Source organism: Pseudomonas sp. PA-1-3F (assembly GCF_021609665.1).
Classification (GTDB): domain Bacteria; phylum Pseudomonadota; class Gammaproteobacteria; order Pseudomonadales; family Pseudomonadaceae; genus Aquipseudomonas; species Aquipseudomonas paracarnis.
In genome coordinates this window covers 14,722-31,152 of record NZ_WJZD01000032.1, presented here as the reverse complement: position 1 = coordinate 31,152, position 16,431 = coordinate 14,722, and the positions used below count along the sequence as shown (strand labels likewise).

General features: G+C 61.7%; 14 protein-coding genes. 8 read left to right on the top strand and 6 right to left on the bottom strand.

Going from position 1 to position 16,431, the window contains the following annotated elements; translation table 11 throughout:
- The first annotated feature begins 30 nt into the window (after positions 1–30).
- A complete protein-coding gene (locus tag GIV26_RS21275; RefSeq protein WP_236282083.1) occupies positions 31–2,445 on the top strand; it encodes a TonB-dependent siderophore receptor in 2,415 nt (804 codons plus the stop codon).
- A gap of 169 nt (positions 2,446–2,614) precedes the next feature.
- On the top strand, positions 2,615–4,072 hold the full coding sequence (gene dacB, locus GIV26_RS21270) for a D-alanyl-D-alanine carboxypeptidase/D-alanyl-D-alanine endopeptidase (protein WP_236282082.1): 1,458 nt from the start codon (positions 2,615–2,617) through the stop codon (positions 4,070–4,072).
- Between the two features lies 1 nt (position 4,073).
- Here the strand turns inward: dacB and GIV26_RS21265 are convergent, their stop codons facing one another.
- Complete coding sequence (locus GIV26_RS21265; RefSeq protein WP_054897733.1) at positions 4,074–4,853, bottom strand: IclR family transcriptional regulator; 780 nt, start codon at positions 4,851–4,853, stop codon at positions 4,074–4,076.
- A gap of 120 nt (positions 4,854–4,973) precedes the next feature.
- On the opposite strand from GIV26_RS21265, the gene hmgA reads away from it, so the two are divergent.
- The 4 genes from hmgA (at position 4,974) to GIV26_RS21245 (ending at position 9,701) form a co-directional block, all read left to right on the top strand.
- A complete protein-coding gene (gene hmgA / locus GIV26_RS21260; protein ID WP_236282081.1) occupies positions 4,974–6,257 on the top strand; it encodes a homogentisate 1,2-dioxygenase in 1,284 nt (427 codons plus the stop codon).
- A 3-nt stretch (positions 6,258–6,260) separates the two neighbouring features.
- Positions 6,261–7,547, top strand: coding sequence for a fumarylacetoacetase (gene fahA / locus GIV26_RS21255; protein ID WP_236282080.1), 1,287 nt, complete (start codon positions 6,261–6,263; stop codon positions 7,545–7,547).
- Between the two features lie 12 nt (positions 7,548–7,559).
- Positions 7,560–8,195: a maleylacetoacetate isomerase gene (gene maiA, locus GIV26_RS21250; RefSeq protein ID WP_236282079.1), complete on the top strand. Its 636-nt coding sequence runs from the start codon at positions 7,560–7,562 to the stop codon at positions 8,193–8,195.
- Positions 8,196–8,342: 147 nt separating this feature from the next.
- Positions 8,343–9,701 (top strand): MFS transporter, encoded by a 1,359-nt coding sequence (locus tag GIV26_RS21245; RefSeq protein WP_236282078.1) that lies wholly within the window; start codon positions 8,343–8,345, stop codon positions 9,699–9,701.
- A gap of 114 nt (positions 9,702–9,815) precedes the next feature.
- Here GIV26_RS21245 and GIV26_RS21240 read toward each other — a convergent pair whose 3' ends face one another.
- Positions 9,816–10,619, bottom strand: a complete 804-nt coding sequence (locus GIV26_RS21240; protein ID WP_236282077.1) for a SirB1 family protein — start codon at positions 10,617–10,619, stop codon at positions 9,816–9,818.
- A 187-nt stretch (positions 10,620–10,806) separates the two neighbouring features.
- Between GIV26_RS21240 and GIV26_RS21235 the strand changes: the two genes are divergently transcribed.
- The gene (locus GIV26_RS21235; protein WP_034128675.1) at positions 10,807–11,826 is read left to right on the top strand and encodes a Glu/Leu/Phe/Val dehydrogenase family protein; all 1,020 of its coding nucleotides are present in this window, start codon (positions 10,807–10,809) and stop codon (positions 11,824–11,826) included.
- Positions 11,827–11,881: 55 nt separating this feature from the next.
- Here GIV26_RS21235 and GIV26_RS21230 read toward each other — a convergent pair whose 3' ends face one another.
- On the bottom strand, positions 11,882–12,142 hold the full coding sequence (locus tag GIV26_RS21230; protein WP_003188807.1) for a YebG family protein: 261 nt from the start codon (positions 12,140–12,142) through the stop codon (positions 11,882–11,884).
- Between the two features lie 410 nt (positions 12,143–12,552).
- On the opposite strand from GIV26_RS21230, the gene GIV26_RS21225 reads away from it, so the two are divergent.
- The gene (locus GIV26_RS21225) at positions 12,553–13,041 is read left to right on the top strand and encodes a phosphate-starvation-inducible protein PsiE (protein WP_014717052.1); all 489 of its coding nucleotides are present in this window, start codon (positions 12,553–12,555) and stop codon (positions 13,039–13,041) included.
- Here GIV26_RS21225 and GIV26_RS21220 read toward each other — a convergent pair.
- From GIV26_RS21220 to GIV26_RS21210, 3 genes are all read right to left on the bottom strand, one after another.
- Positions 13,038–13,355: a DUF3509 domain-containing protein gene (locus GIV26_RS21220; RefSeq protein ID WP_034128674.1), complete on the bottom strand. Its 318-nt coding sequence runs from the start codon at positions 13,353–13,355 to the stop codon at positions 13,038–13,040. The two genes, GIV26_RS21225 and GIV26_RS21220, sit on opposite strands and share 4 nt — an antisense overlap.
- Before the next feature lie 265 nt (positions 13,356–13,620).
- The gene (locus GIV26_RS21215) at positions 13,621–14,910 is read right to left on the bottom strand and encodes a serine/threonine transporter (protein WP_236282076.1); all 1,290 of its coding nucleotides are present in this window, start codon (positions 14,908–14,910) and stop codon (positions 13,621–13,623) included.
- A 61-nt stretch (positions 14,911–14,971) separates the two neighbouring features.
- Positions 14,972–16,348, bottom strand: coding sequence for an L-serine ammonia-lyase (locus tag GIV26_RS21210; protein ID WP_054897739.1), 1,377 nt, complete (start codon positions 16,346–16,348; stop codon positions 14,972–14,974).
- Positions 16,349–16,431: the final 83 nt, after the last annotated feature.

Sequence of the window (16,431 nt, the reverse complement as noted above, 5' to 3'; positions counted from 1 at the left end):
AACAGCGTTTTCAACACGGGTTCTCAGAGCATGAAGTCGACGGCGGGCGGTTGGGTAAAACAGTGGCTGGGAGCTTCGGTCTTGGCAGTGTCGGGGCTGGCGTTGCTGCCCTTGAGCGTTGCGCGTGCGCAGGAGCAGCACAGCGCCCAGTTCAATTTTGCCCTGGCAGCCAAACCACTGCCCCAGGCCCTGAGCGAGTTCAGCCGGGTCACCGGCATCAGCGTGATCTATACCGATGAAGCGCCCTACGGCCTCAATGCCCCGGCAGTCAGCGGGCCGATGACGGCTCAGCAGGCGCTGCAACGCCTGCTGAGCCGATCCGGCTTCACGTTCCGCCAGATCGATGCCCGCACCCTGGCGCTGGAGCCGGTGCCAACCGACGGCGCCGTCAACCTCGGCGCTACCACCATCAGCGGCGCCAACCTCGCCCAGGACAGCACCAGCTACCAACCGCCGCCGACCAGCTCGGTAATGCGCTCCCATGGGTTGCTGTTGGAAACCCCACAAACCGTCAACGTAGTGCCTGCTCAAGTGCTGCGCGACCAGCAACCGCGCAACCTGGATGACGCGCTGGGCAATATCAGCGGTATCACCCAGACAAACACCCTCGGCAGCACCCAGGACGCGGTGATGTTGCGCGGCTTTGGCGACAACCGTAACGGCTCGATCATGAAGGACGGTATGCCAATGGTGCAGGGCCGTGCCTTGAACGCGACAGCCGAGCGCGTCGAAGTGCTCAAGGGCCCGTCGTCGCTGTTGTATGGCATCCAGGACCCAGGCGGTGTAGTCAATATCGTCAGCAAAAAGCCTGAGCTGGTGCAGTCCACCTCCCTGACCGCACGCGGTTCGACCTTCGGCAGCGGCAAGAACGGCAGCGGCGGCAACCTCGACACCACCGGGCCCCTGGGTGACAGCGGCCTGGCTTATCGCCTGATCGTCGACCATGAAGACGAAGACTACTGGCGCAACTACGGCACCCACCGCGAAACCCTGGTGGCGCCCTCCCTGGCCTGGTATGGCGACACCACCCAAGTGCTGCTGGCTTATGAGCACCGCGAATTTCTCGCGCCGTTCGACCGTGGCACCGCCATCGATCCCAAGACCAACCATCCGTTGAACATCCCCGCCACTCGCCGTCTGGACGAGCCGTTCAACAACATGGAAGGCCGCTCCGATCTGTACCGCCTGACTGTCGATCATGATCTCAACGACGACTGGAAAGCCCACTTCGGTTACAGCTGGAACCGCGAGACCTACGACGCCAGCCAGGTGCGCGTGGTCAAGGTCAACACCAACGGCACCCTGACCCGCAGCATGGACGGCACTCAGGGCGCACTGACCACCGACCGCTTCGCCACCGCCAGCCTCGAAGGCAAGGTAGATGTCGCGGGTATGCAGCACGACTTGGTGTTCGGCCTGGACGATGAGTACCGCAAGATCTACCGTGCCGACCTGATCCGCCAGGCACCGCGGGGCAGCTTTGATTACACCAACCCGGTATACGGCAACGAAGTCGCCGGTTCCAAAGTCAGCGCGCCGGACAGCAACCAGACCGATCTTTTGCGCAGCGATTCGCTGTTCTTCCAGGATGCCATCCACCTCAACGATCAATGGATTCTGGTCGGCGGTGCGCGCTACCAGATGTACGACCAATACGCCGGCAAAGGCGTGCCGTTCACCGCCAACACCGACGGCAATGGCCAGAAGTGGGTGCCTCGGGCCGGGTTGGTGTATCGCTACAGTGACGAATTGTCGTTCTACGGCAGCTACACCGAGTCGTTCAAACCCAACTCCACCATCGCGCCACTGGCCAATAAAACCGTGTTGAATGGCAGTTTGCAGCCGGAGGAATCCAAAGCCTGGGAGCTGGGTACCAAGTTCGACCTGCCGGGGCGTATCACCGCCAGCGCAGCGTTGTTCACCATCGATAAACGCAACGTGTTGGTGCAGGTAGGCGAGGGCCTGACCTCGGAGTACAGCGTGGCCGGCAAAGTGCGCTCCCGTGGTCTGGAGTTGGATGCCAGCGGCCAGCTGACGGATAAGTGGAGCCTGATCGGCAGCTATGCCTACACCGATGCCGAGGTCACCGAAGACCCCAAGCTCAAAGGCAACCGCCTGCAGAACGTGGCAAAAAGCACCGGCTCGCTGTCAGCGGTGTATGACTTCGGCAGCATCCTGGGCGGTGATCAACTGCGCGTCGGCGCCGGGGCGCGTTATGTCGGCGAGCGGGCAGGGGATGCGGCCAACAGTTTCGAACTGCCCAGCTACACCGTGGCTGATGTGTTCGCCAGCTACGACACCAGGCTTGAGGGGCAGAAGGTCAAGTTCCAGCTCAACGTGAAAAACCTGTTCGACCGTACCTACTACACGTCCTCGGTGAATACGCAGTTTGTGTCCATGGGCGATGCGCGGCAGGTGTCGGTGTCCAGTACCTTGACCTTCTGATTCATTTATCTGTGGGAGCTGGCTTGCCTGCGATGGCATCGACTGGGTTTACCTGATACACCGAGTTGTCTGCATCGCAGGCAAGCCAGATCCTACAGGAAAGCGGTCGCCACATTGATAGCGAGCTGTTAGCGTTGCCGCCATTGCATGCTTATGGAAAACGCTACTGATGTACTTTGGAAAATGGCTACGCACCGGCACCCTGCTGGTCGGTTTGAGTTTTTTACTGGGCGGCTGCGCCAGCGTCTCCCAAACTTCCACTTCGGCAACCCTGGATAAACTGCTGAGCGATCCGGCGCTGCAAGGTGCTACGGTCTCGCTGATGGTACGTGACGCCCGCACGGGCACCACGCTGTATCAGCACAACCCACGCAGCCGGTTGGTGCCCGCGTCCAACCTCAAGCTGTTGACCACGGCGGCGGCCATGGGTGTGCTGGGGCCGCAATACCGCTTCGCCACCCAACTGCTGAGCAACGGCATACGCCAGGGCGACCGCCTGACCGGCAATCTGTACCTGCGTGGCCTGGGTGACCCAAGCATTCAGTTTGCCGATTACCAGGCGCTGGCCGCGCAGTTGGCCAGCCAGGGCGTACGCCAGGTACAAGGCGATCTGGTGTTCGACGACACCTGGTTCGATGCCGAGCGATTGGGGGTGGATTGGTCCCATGACGATGAAACCACCTACTACGGCGCGCAGATTTCGGCGCTGACCGTGGCGCCCAATGCGGATTTTGATGCGGGCAGCGTACTGGTTACGGCCAAGGCGCCATTGCGGAACGGCTCGCCGGTGAGTGTCGATATTTTCCCGCCTACTGATTACCTGCAACTGAGCAACCGTGCCATGAGCGGACCGGGCAACAGCTATGGAATCAATCGCCGTCACGGCACCAACCTGCTGCAACTCAGCGGCGCAGTAGCGCCGGGAAAGCAGAGCCAGCAATTGGTCAGCGTCTGGGAGCCAACGCAACTGGTCGCGAATCTGTTTGAACAGGCCCTGGCGCAACAGGGCATTACCGTACTGGGGCGTCGGGTGATGGGCGGGGCAAGCCCGGCGGCGGTAACGGTGCTGGCCGAGCACCAATCGGCGCCGTTACAGGCGTTGATCACACCGTTGCTCAAGCTTTCGAACAACAATATGTCCGAAGCCTTGCTCAAGGCCATGGGGCGCAAGACGGCCAATAGCGGCACGGCAGCGGCGGGCGCTGTGGCGGTGGCCGGGTTCCTCAAGCGCCAGGGGCTGGACACCGCCACGTTCAACCAGGTCGACGGCTCCGGCCTGTCACGGCGCAACCTGGTGTCGTCGCAAACCCTCACCGACCTGCTGCTGGCCGCCAGCAAACAGCCGTGGTTCGACGCCTGGTACAACGCGCTGCCGATTGCCGGCAACACCGACCGCATGACCGGCGGCAGCCTGCGCTATCGCTTGCGCGACACGCAGGCGCAAAACAACCTGCACGCCAAGACCGGCTCCATGGGCGGCGTTTCGTCATTGAGTGGGTACATCACCACTGCCGGCGGGCGCAAGCTGGTGTTCTCGATGCTGACCAACAACTACGTGGTGGCCGGCGCGCAGGTCAAGGCGTTGGAGGATCGCGTGGCCGTGGCGCTGTCCCGCAGCGAAGAATAATTCAGGGCTGATAGCCCATCCGCCAACTCACGGCCCGGGTCGCCGCCAGCAAGTGCTGCGCCGCCGGGCCATCTTCATCGGCATGGAAAAGCGAGGTTGGGCCGACCACGGTCATCACCGCCGCGACTTGCCCGACCGCATTGAACACCGGCGCCGACAACGCATCCACGCCGGGCATCAGCAGGCCATGTACAAAGTGCAGGCCGCGGCTGCGGATTTGCTCGCACACGCTGGCATAGGCTTGATCGTCCGCCAAGGTGTGAGCGGTGCCGGCTTGAACCTCGCGTTCGCGCAACTCCACGGTTTCCCGCGACGGCAAGTAGGCGCTGAACACCAGTCCGGTGGACGAGCTGAGCAGCGGCAGCACTGAGCCCAACTGCGTCACCACGGTGACGGCGCGCACGGCTGGCTCAATCTGCACCACGGTCGCGCCCTGGTTGCCCCACACCGCCAGAAAGCAGGTTTCATTCAACTCATCGCGCAGTTCGGCCAAGGGCATGGCGCCGACTTTCAACACATCCATGCTGCCCAGCGCCGCCAGCCCCACGCGCAACGCTTCGCGGCCCAGGCCGTAATGATTGGTGGCGCTGTTCTGTTCGGCAAAACCCGAGGCGATCAGCGCCTGCAAATAGCGGTGGACCTTGCTCGCTGGCATCTGCACATGCTCGGCCAGGCGTGACAGCGAGGTGGCCGGGGACAGTTCGGCCAGGGCCTTGAGAATATCGGTGCCGACTTCCGCCGAGCGGACTTTCTGTTTACCGGTGTCGCGGGGCTTTTCCATGGAAGGGCGAGAATCCGAGAGATGAATGGGCGTCTTTATAGCTTGACGGTCGACAGTGATCAAATTACGTTATGCGTAACTGGATTACGATAAAAACAACTTCTGTACAGAGGAAGATCCATGGACCTCGAATACCTTTCGGGTTTCGGCAACGAATTCGCCAGCGAAGCCTTGCCTAGCGCGCTGCCGGTCGGCCAGAACTCGCCGCAAAAAGCCCCCTACGGGCTCTACACCGAACTGTTTTCCGGCACTGCCTTCACTATGGCGCGTAGCGAAGCCCGGCGCACCTGGCTGTACCGCATCCAGCCGTCCGCCAATCACCCGGCGTTCGTCAAACTTGCGCGGCAATTGGCCGGTGGCCCGCTGGGGGCGGTGACGCCCAACCGCCTGCGCTGGAACCCGCTGGATATTCCGAGTGAACCCACGGACTTTATCGATGGACTGGTCGGCATGGTTGCCAACTCGGGGTCGGAAAAACCTTCGGGCATCAGCATTTATAACTACCGCGCCAATCGTTCCATGGAGCGCGTGTTCTTCAACGCCGACGGCGAGCTGCTGATCGTGCCGGAGCAGGGCCGCTTGCGCATCGCCACCGAACTGGGCGTGCTGGATGTCGAGCCGCTGGAAATCGTGGTGCTGCCCCGTGGCCTCAAGTTCCGTATCGAACTGCTGGACGCGCAAGCCCGCGGCTACATCGCTGAAAACCATGGCGCCCCGCTGCGCCTGCCTGACCTGGGGCCGATTGGCAGCAACGGCCTGGCTAACCCGCGCGATTTCCTCACGCCCGTCGCCCGTTACGAAGACCTCAAGCAACCGACCACGCTGGTACAGAAATTCCTCGGCGAACTGTGGGCCTGCGAGCTGGACCATTCACCGCTCAACGTGGTCGCCTGGCACGGCAACAATGTGCCGTACAAATACGACCTGCGTCGCTTCAACACCATTGGCACGGTGAGTTTCGATCATCCGGACCCGTCGATCTTCACCGTGCTGACCTCGCCCACCAGCGTGCATGGCCTGGCCAACCTCGACTTCGTGATCTTCCCGCCGCGCTGGATGGTGGCCGAGAACACCTTCCGGCCGCCGTGGTTCCATCGCAACCTAATGAACGAATACATGGGCCTGATCCAGGGTGCCTACGATGCCAAGGCCGAAGGCTTTCTGCCGGGCGGCGCATCGCTGCACAGTTGCATGAGCGCCCACGGCCCGGATGGCGAGACCTGCACCAAGGCCATCAACGTGGACCTGGCGCCGCACAAGATCGATAACACCATGGCCTTCATGTTCGAGACCAGCCAAGTGCTGCGTCCGACCCAGTTCGCCCTGGAGTGCCCCCAACTGCAACCTGCTTACGACGCGTGCTGGGCCTCGCTGCCCGCCACCTTCAACCCGAACCGGAGATAACCCATGACTCAACCAACGCAGACCCACAGCTGGGTGGCCTCGGCCAATGGTCACGCGGATTTCCCTCTGCAGAACTTGCCCCTGGGCGTGTTCAGCATCAACGGCTCGGCACCGCGCAGTGGCGTGGCGATTGGCGACATGATCCTCGACCTGCACGCCGCGCTGGATGAGTTTGACGGTGATGCCCGGCGCGCCGTCGAAGCCACTGCGGGCGGGCAGTTGAACGCGTTTTTCGAACTGGGCCGTGGGCCTCGCGTTGCCCTGCGCCAGCGCCTGCTGGAACTGCTGGCCGAAGGCAGCAAGCTGCAAACCCGCGAGGCGCAAGTGCTGCACCGTGCCGCCGATTGCCAGATGCACCTGCCGGCCAAGATCAATGACTACACCGACTTCTATGTCGGCATCGAGCACGCGCAGAACGTCGGCAAACTGTTCCGCCCCGATAACCCGCTGTTGCCGAACTACAAGTACGTGCCGATTGGTTACCACGGCCGTGCATCGACCATTCGCCCCTCGGGTACAGAGGTGCGACGCCCTAAAGGCCAGACCTTGCCCGCCGGCCAGACCGAGCCGACCTTTGGTCCGTGTGCGCGCCTGGACTATGAGTTGGAGCTGGGCATCTGGATCGGCCAGGGCAATGCCATGGGCGACGCGATTGCCATTGGCGATGCCGCCGAGCATATCGCCGGTTTCTGCCTGCTCAACGACTGGTCGGCGCGGGATATCCAGGCCTGGGAGTACCAGCCGCTGGGGCCGTTCTTGTCGAAAAGCTTTATCACCAGCGTCTCGCCGTGGGTGGTGACTGCCGAAGCCTTGGAGCCTTTCCGCAAAGCCCAGCCACCACGCCCTGAAGGTGATCCGCAACCGCTGCCATACCTGCTGGATAAGCGCGATCAGAACGCGGGCGCCTTTGATATCGAACTGCAAGTGCTGCTCACCACGGCCTCGATGCGTGAGCAAAACCTGCCCGCCCATCGCCTGACCCTGAGCAACACCGAGCATATGTACTGGACCGTGGCGCAAATGGTGGCACACCACAGCGTCAATGGCTGCCAGTTGCAGGCGGGTGACCTGTTTGGTTCGGGCACGTTGTCTGGCCCGCAGCCGGGGCAGTTCGGCAGCCTGTTGGAAATTACCGAAGGCGGCAAGAAGCCGATTGAATTGGCCTCCGGCGAGGTACGTAAATTCCTTGAAGACGGCGACGAAATCATTCTGCGTGCCCGTTGCAGCCGAGAGGGCTTTGCCTCCATCGGCTTCGGCGAATGCCGCGGTACCGTGGTTGCGGCGCGCTGAGAGGGCAGGGCCATGGAACTCTATACTTACTACCGTTCTACCGCGTCGTATCGAGTACGTATTGCCCTGGCTCTCAAAGGCCTGGATTTCACCGCGCTGCCGGTCAACCTGCTGGTGCCGACAGGCGGCGCCAACCGCCAGCCTGAATACCTGGCGATCAACCCCCAAGGGCGGGTGCCGGCATTGCGTACTGATGAAGGGGCGTTGCTGATCCAGTCACAGGCGATCATTGAGTACCTGGAGGAGCGTTATCCCCAGGTGCCGTTGCTCTCCAAAGACCTGGTAGCGCGCGCTCATGAGCGGGCGGTGGCGTCGATCATCGCCTGTGATATCCACCCGTTGCATAACTCCAGCACCCAGAACTTGCTGCGCAAGTGGGGGCACGATGAGGCGCAATTGCTGGAGTGGATCGGGCACTGGATCAGCCAGGGCCTGGGCGCTGTGGAGCAGTTGATTGGCGACACCGGGTTTTGCTTTGGCGAGCAGCCGGGCTTGGCCGATGCGTTTCTAATTCCACAGCTGTACGCGGCCGAGCGTTTCAAGGTGCCCTTGGCGGCATACCCACGCATTGGGCGGGTGGCGGGGTTGGCGGCCCAACATCCAGCCTTCGTGCAGGCCCACCCCGCCAGTCAACCTGACACCCCCTGAACCCCCTTTAATGATCGTTCCTACGCTCAGCGTGGGAACGCCTCATGTGGCGCTCTGCGTCACGGCTCTAAAAACGGACGCGGAGCGTCCAGGGCTGTATTCCCACGCAGAGCGTGGGAACAATCATAAAAAAACAGGTACCTTGCGATGCACAATCAGATTGCCAGCTTTCGTGCGGCACTCGACGCCCGTCCGGTGTCGCGCTACCAATGGTTGATTCTCCTGCTGCTGGCACTGCTACTGGTCACCGATGGCTACGACGCCCAGGTGTTGGGCTATGTAGTGCCGGCGCTGGCTCAGGACTGGGGCCTGGAAAAATCCGCGTTTGGCCCCGTGTTCAGCGCCAACCTGCTGGGCCTCACCCTCGGCTCGCTGTTGGTGACGCCGCTGGCGGATCGGTTTGGCGTGCGACGTATCCTGCTGGCATGCGTGCTGATCTACGCCAGCCTCACGGTATTGATGGTGTTCGCCAATTCCCTGACCACGTTGATGGCGGCGCGTTTTATCTGCGGGATCGGCATGGGCGGTGCGATGCCCAGTGCCATGGCGTTGATGTCAGAGTATTCGCCGCCACGCCTGCGCACCTTGATGGTGACCCTGGCCGCCTGTGGCTTTTCGTTCGGCGGCGCGGCGGGTGGCTTCGTGGCGGCGGGGTTTATCGACAGCTTTGGCTGGCAGGCGGTGTTCCTGGCCGGCGGTGTGACGCCGTTGCTGCTGTTCCCGTTTCTGGTGTGGCTGTTGCCCGAATCCTTGCCGCGCCTGTTGCGCGATGCGCCGCCCTATCTGCGTTTGCGCAAAGTCACGGCGCGGATGCTGCCCGACTGGCAACCACCGCCCGCGACCGAAGCGGAAAACTTGCAGGAGCAGGGCAGCAAACTGACGGTGGTGGAGCTGTTTCGCAACGGCTACGCGCGCCCGACGCTGCTGATCTGGGCGACCTTTTTTGTCAGCCTGATCCTGCTGTATTTCATGATCAGTTGGTTGCCGTCGCTATTGCTCGAAAGCGGCCTGGCGTTGAACGAAGCCAACCTGGTCACCTCCATGTTCCTGTTCGCCGGCACCTTGGGCGCCATCCTCATGGCCTGGTTTGCCGACCGCCTGAAAAGCAAAGTACGGTTGCTGTCCGGCGTGCTGGCGGCGGCAGCGCTGTGCACCATCCTGCTGGGCTTGAACCACGACAACCCACGCTACCTGGTGGCCTGCGTGTTTGCAGCAGGGTTCTGCATCATCGGCGGGCAACTGACCCTCAATGCCTTCGCGAGCAACTTCTACCCGGCGCACGTGCGCGCCACCGGCACGGGTTGGGCGTTGGGTGTGGGGCGATTCGGATCGATTCTGGGACCGCTGTTTGGCAGCCTGCTGCTGGCGATGCATATACCGGTCGAGCAGATTTTCTTCTTCTGCGCGATTCCGGCGGTGATTGCAGCGTTGCTGATTATTCAGGTGCGCTCGCCGGGACCCACTACACCGAACACGCCATTGCCTGGCGATATTCTCAATCGCTAACTGTAGGAGCGAGCTTGCTCGCGAAAAACGTTAACGATAACGCGGGCATCCTGGTTAAACGGGGTGTCCTGGGTTTTTTCGCGAGCAAGCTCGCTCCTACAGTTGGGAGTTGGGTCAGTGCACCACTGAGTTGGGTGGCAGATGCCCCAGCCGCTCGGTCAGGCGCAGGCGCTGGATCGGGTCGTCGCTGAGCAGCAGGGCGTGTTCCAGGTCGAAGCGTTCGGCGCTGGGGCAGTCCAGGCGTTGATACAGGCTGGCCCGCGCCAGGTAGTCGGAGGCGCTGGCGTTGCCCAGTTCCAGTACGCGCTCGGCGTCCACCAGGGCGGCCAGTGGCTCGTCGTTGGCAAGGTAGAGTTGGCGCAGGTTGCGCGACAGCCGTTGCAGGATGGCCCGTGGCTCGGCGGTCAGCAGGTGGTCGGCCTGCAATTTCAGCTTCGCCCCGTACTGGCGCGCCAGCAACTCGCGACAGTCGTTGGGGTACAGGCGCCGGCCGCCGCAAGGGTCCAACAGGTGATCGGCTCCCGGTACCCGCAGCAGGAAGTGCCCAGGGAAGTTCACGCCGACCATGGGGATATCCAGGCGCCGTGCCATCTCCAGGGCGATCAGGCCCATGGCCAAGGGTTGCCCGCGTTTGCGTTGCAGCACTTTGTCCAGCAGCGCGGCGGCGGGGCGCAACGGCGTGTGGTCATCCTGGGCAAACCCCAGGTCATTCATGCGCCGCAGCAGCGCCTGGCCGAGTTCATCCGCCGGTAGCAGGGGCATGCCCAGGCTGACCTGTTGTCGTAGCGCGCCAAGGTCGTGCAGGATCAACGCCGGCTGCACGCTGGCGTCATGCTCGGCAGCAATCCACAGCGCGGCCTCAAACAGCGCGGGGGGTGAACGGTCCAGGCAGGCGAAAAAGGCGGTGCGGGGATTCATTGAGTTCTCCGGCATATGCCCCCGTTTTAGCCTTGCTGCGAATTTTCGTCCAGCATCTTGAGAGATATCCCACGCTCTTATGTCGTAGATCCCACGAAAACGCGCGGCTTATTCCAGCGCAATCCAGCAGTTTTCTGCCGCAAGCCTATACTTGGCCCACTACCAGAAGTGATTCGGGAGCCCATTGATGTTTGCGCTCATGCACAGCACCCGCCTTGAATCGCTGCACCTGAGCGTTGATCCGGTGACCGGCTTGAAGGCGATCATCGCCATCCACAACAGTCGCCTGGGCCCAGCGTTGGGTGGCTGTCGCTACCTGGCTTACCCTAATGATGAAACCGCCGTGGCCGATGCCGCGCGCCTGGCGCAAGGCATGAGCTACAAAGCCGCGCTGGCCGGACTGCCGGTGGGCGGCGGCACGGCGGTGATCATCCGCCCAGTGCACGTGGAAAGCCGTGCGGCGCTGTTCGAGGCGTTTGGCCGTTGTGTGGAAAAACTCGACGGCCGCTTCATCACCTCGATCGACAGCGGTACCTCGGTCGCCGACATGGACTGCATTGCCCAGAACACTCGCTTTGTCACTAGCACCACCGCCGCCGGAGACCCTGCACCTCATGCTGCCATGGGGGTGTTTGCCGGTATCCGCACTACCGCCATGGCGCGCCTGGGCAGCGACAACCTCGAGGGCCTGCGCGTCGCGGTGCAAGGCCTGGGGAATGTCGGTTATGCCCTGGCCGAACAATTGCACGCCGCCGGTGCCGAGCTGCTGGTCAGCGACATCGACCACGGCAAGGTGCAACTGGCCATGGAGCAACTGGGTGCCCACCCGATTGCCAACGACGCCTTGCTCAGCACGCCCTGCGACATCCTCGCACCGTGCGGCGTGGGCGCCGTATTCAACCGTAACAGCGTCGGCCAGTTGCGTTGCGCCGCCGTGGCGGGTTCGGCCAGCGCTCAACTGACCAACCTGGACATCGCCGACCAATTGGAAGGCCGCGGCATCCTCTACGCGCCAGACTACGTGATCAACTCTGGCGGGCTGATCTACGTCGCCCTCAAACACGCCGGCACCGACCTGCCTGGCATCACCGCACACCTGTCGAACATCGGCAGCCGCCTGACCGAAATCTTTGCCCACGCCCAAGCCGAAAAACGCTCCCCCGCGCGGGTGGCCGATGAACTGGCCGAACGCTTGCTGTACAAATAGGCCAGGCATTAAAAAGGCCCTGAATCCATGATTCAGGGCCTGTTCAATTCGGGCTTTACTCGGCTGCCGGGTTCAGCAACTCGGACAGCGCGTCCGGTTGGCTCTTGAACGCCTTGGCAAATACATCACGGTTCTTCGCCATGTAAATCCCGGCTTCCTCCACCTGCTGCTCGCTCAACGACGGCACGGCTTTTTGCAACACCTCTGCCAGCAACTCAGCGAGTTCAAGCATCTTGTCATGACGGTCAGCTTCGGCTTTATCCATGAACAAACGCTCCAGATCTCGGCTGCTGCGGTATACCACTTCGACGGCCATTCACCACCTCACATGCCTTCACGATAGTTGTCTTTTGCGACTACTGTATTTATATACAGCGAAAAGGATAAGCCAAACGTCGGGGTTTGGGTAGTAGGTTTTTAATGTAGTTGGGAAATAGGGGGCTGAACCGGAAATTTCGCACGGCACGCTGAGGTCGATCGTTCCCACGCTCTGCGTGGGAATGCATCCCGTGACGCTCCGCGTCACCCACGAGCAGGTCTGAGGGACGCGGAGCGTCCCAGGCGGCGTTCCCACCCGGAGCGTGGGAACGATCGGGGGGTAATTTAAGTGCCTCGTGTCACACGGCCACCATCTTATTCCCCAGCCCTGGCCTTTTTTCTGCATGCAGAACAACCGTCACGTCCACCCCGCATTATCCGGTCGAGCCGACCTAAGGAAGCATCATCGTGAAAATCAATTGGGCCGAAAGGCTGCGTCAGCAAGTACACGGGCTGGCCGAGTCGCTGGGTAATCTGTTTGTCGAGTCGTTCCATTACCTGGCGCTGTTCGCCATTGGTGCGGTGACCGCCTGGGCGGCGGTGATGGAATTTCTGGGGATGCTGGAGAACGGCCATATCAAGATCGATGACATCTTGCTGCTGTTCATCTACCTGGAATTGGGTGCCATGGTCGGGATTTACTTCAAGACCAACCACATGCCGGTGCGCTTCCTGATCTACGTGGCGATCACTGCGCTCACGCGTTTGCTGATCTCCAACGTGTCGCACCACAACCCCCCGGACCTGGGCATCATCTACCTGTGCGGCGGCATTTTGCTGTTGGCGTTTGCAATCCTGGTGGTGCGCTACGCATCGTCGGCCTTCCCTTCGGTGAAGGTCGAAAGCCCGCGTCGCAAGGGCGAGGCGAGCCTGGAGACCGAGAAGGGCGAGCTTTAAAGCCCGACGCTGAAGGGCAGGGTACGGGCTGGCGGTCGCTGCAGGAGTTTGTGGCTGTCGCCGTCCGTCATCAGCTCCAGGATTTCTACAGCGCTATGGCCTTGCTCGATGGCAATGCCGAACTGGATGCTTTGCACCAGGCGCCTGAGGCGCTGCGGGTCGTTGCGTTGTTCGGCGCTGATCATGCGCTTGGCCACTACGCCAGTCTCGTCAGACAGGGTGAGCATGATGCTGCCGTCCAGCCGTTGGATGCTCAGGTTGACGCGGTATTGGGGGCTGAACGTGTCGGTGATGATCTGAAAAGGATTGTCCATGGTGCGTTACCGCCTGATAAGAACATGCAGTCATTGACGGCCGGTGTCGGGATTAGTTCGCATTGCCTGACCACTGGCCAAATTCCGTTTTCCTCAAAAGTTCTACAGCAAAGGCCGTGCCGTACAGCGATTTACCCGGCACAGAAATCCAAATGTGGGAGCGGGCTTGCCCGCGATTGCGGTGTATCAGCCAATCAATAGTTGGCTGAATGATCGCTATCGCGGGCAAGCCCGCTCCCACATTGGATGTATGTCGTGAGCTAATTCAGGGCATTACGGAAAAAACGATCGCAGACAGCGCAATCAGGCCGATGACCACCACAAACACATTCGATACCTGACCTGAATACTGGCGCAAAGATGGCACGCGGCGAATCGCGTACATCGGCATCAGGAACAGCAGGCACGCGATGATCGGCCCGCCCATGGTTTCGATCATGCCCAGGATGCTCGGGTTGAAGGTGGCCACGGCCCAGCAGGTCAGCACCATGAACAACGCGGTGCAGCGTTCCAGCCATTGGGACGACATCGAACGGTTGCGCCCACGCAGAGATTTGACGATCAGCCCCTGGAAGCCTTCGCTGGCACCAATGTAGTGACCCAGGAAGGACTTGGTAATTGCCACCAGCGCGATCAACGGTGCGGCGTAGGCAATCACCGGCGTCTGGAAGTGGTTGGCCAGGTACGACAGGATCGAGATGTTCTGCGCCTTGGCCGCGGCCAGGTCAGCCGGTGACAGCGCCAGCACGCAGCTGAAGCAGAAGAACATCACGGTCAGCACCATCATGCCGTGGGCGGTGGCCAGGATGCCGCTGCTTTTGCGCTCGGCCTGGGCGCCGTAGACGCGCTTCTGGTCCACGGCAAAGGCGGAGATGATCGGCGAATGGTTGAACGAGAACACCATCACCGGGATCGCCAGCCACAGCGTTTTGAAGAACAGCGGCAGCGGCATGCCTTCGCTGGCCGAGGCGAAGAACGCGCCGTTCCAGTTGGGAATCAGGCTGAATGCCAGCAGCAGCAAGGCGGCAACGAAGGGGTACACCAGCACGCTCATGGCCTTGACGATCACGCCCTGGCCACAGCGCACAATGGCCATCAGGCCGAGGATCAGCACCAGCGACAGAATCGCCCGTGGCGGCGGCGCCATGTGCAATTGGTGCTCCATGAAACTGCCCAGGGTGTTGGTCAGCGCCACGCTGTACACCAGCAGGATCGGGAAGATCGCAAAGAAATACAGCAGGGTGATCAGCTTGCCGGCGCCGACACCAAAGTGTTCCTCGACCACTTCGGTGATGTCGCCGGATTTGCCCGACAGCACAAAGCGCGTCAGCCCACGGTGGGCGAAGAAGGTCATCGGAAAGGCCAGCAGCGCCAGCACGATCAGCGGCCAGAAACCACCGACGCCGGCATTGATCGGCAGGAACAGGGTGCCCGCGCCGATGGCGGTGCCGTAGAGGCCGAGCATCCAGGTGGTGTCGTGTTTGGTCCAACCGGTGGTTACTGTGTTTTCTCTGACATCGGGATTTTCGGCAGCAGGTGTACGTACATCAGTCATCGGTATTGCCTCGTTATTATTTTTGCGCGGGCTCACGTTGGGGCGGGTAGCAGTGCTTCGATCAGCACTCCACCCAGCTGACCGCCAGGCCGCCCCGTGAAGTTTCTTTGTATTTGTCATGCATATCGGCGCCGGTATCGCGCATGGTGCGGATGACCCGGTCGAGGGAGATGAAGTGTTTGCCGTCGCCGCGCAGGGCCATCTGCGTGGCGTTGATCGCCTTGACCGCCGCAATGGCATTGCGCTCGATGCACGGCACCTGCACCAGGCCACCGACCGGGTCGCAGGTCAGGCCGAGGTTGTGTTCCAGGCCGATTTCGGCAGCGTTTTCCAGTTGCTCCGGGGTGGCACCGAGGATATCGGCCAGGCCTGCGGCGGCCATGGCACAGGCCGAGCCCACTTCGCCCTGGCAGCCAACTTCGGCGCCGGAGATGGAGGCGTTTTTCTTGCAGAGGATGCCGACGGCAGCGGCGGCCAGGAAGAAATTGACCACGTCGTCGTCAGACGCGTCGGCGTTGAATTTCATGTAGTAATGCAGCACTGCCGGGATAATTCCGGCCGCGCCATTGGTCGGGGCGGTGACCATGCGCCCGCCAGCGGCGTTTTCTTCGTTGACGGCGAGGGCGAACAGGTTGACCCATTCCATCGCCGACAAGGTCGAGGTGATCACGTTGGGCTTACCGATTTCCAACAGGTTGCGATGCAACTTCGCGGCGCGACGGGGCACATCCAGGCCACCGGGCAGGATGCCTTCATCGCGCAGGCCCTGTTCCACGCACTCGCGCATCACCGACCAGATATGCAGCAGGCCGCTGCGGATATCTTCATCGCTGCGCCACGCCCGTTCGTTGGCCATCATCAGCTCGGATACCCGCAGGCCGTGCTTGTTGCACAAGGCCAGCAGTTCTACGGCGCTGGAAAAGTCGTAGGGCAATTGCACGTCGCTGGTCGGCGCAATGCCTGATGCAGCTTCGGCGGCTTCGATGATGAAACCACCGCCCACCGAGTAATAGGTTTGTTCGCTCAGCAGGCCGCTGTCGCCATAGGCGTGCAAGGACATGGCGTTGGGGTGGTACGGCAGGCTTTCGTCCAGCAGCAGCAAGTCGGTGTGCCAGTTGAAAGCAATTGCCTGAGAGCCCGCCAGCAGCAATTGGCCGGACTCGCGCAGTTGCTGGATACGCGCATTGATCGAGGTCGGGTCGACGCGATCTGGCCATTCACCCATCAAGCCCATGACACAGGCGCGGTCGGTGGCATGGCCGACACCGGTAGCGGACAGCGAGCCATACAGGCGCACTTCGACGCGACGGGTTTGGCTGAGCAAATGCAGGTCGGTCAGGGCTTGGGCGAATGTCGCGGCAGCGCGCATCGGGCCGACGGTGTGGGAACTGGAAGGGCCGATGCCCACCTTGAATAGATCGAAAACACTGATAGCCATGCTAAAGCCTTACAAGCAATGGAGTAGAAATCGCTGCCATGTTTTGTAGAGCAGGCGGAATTGGCGCGATACTGAGCCTCTGG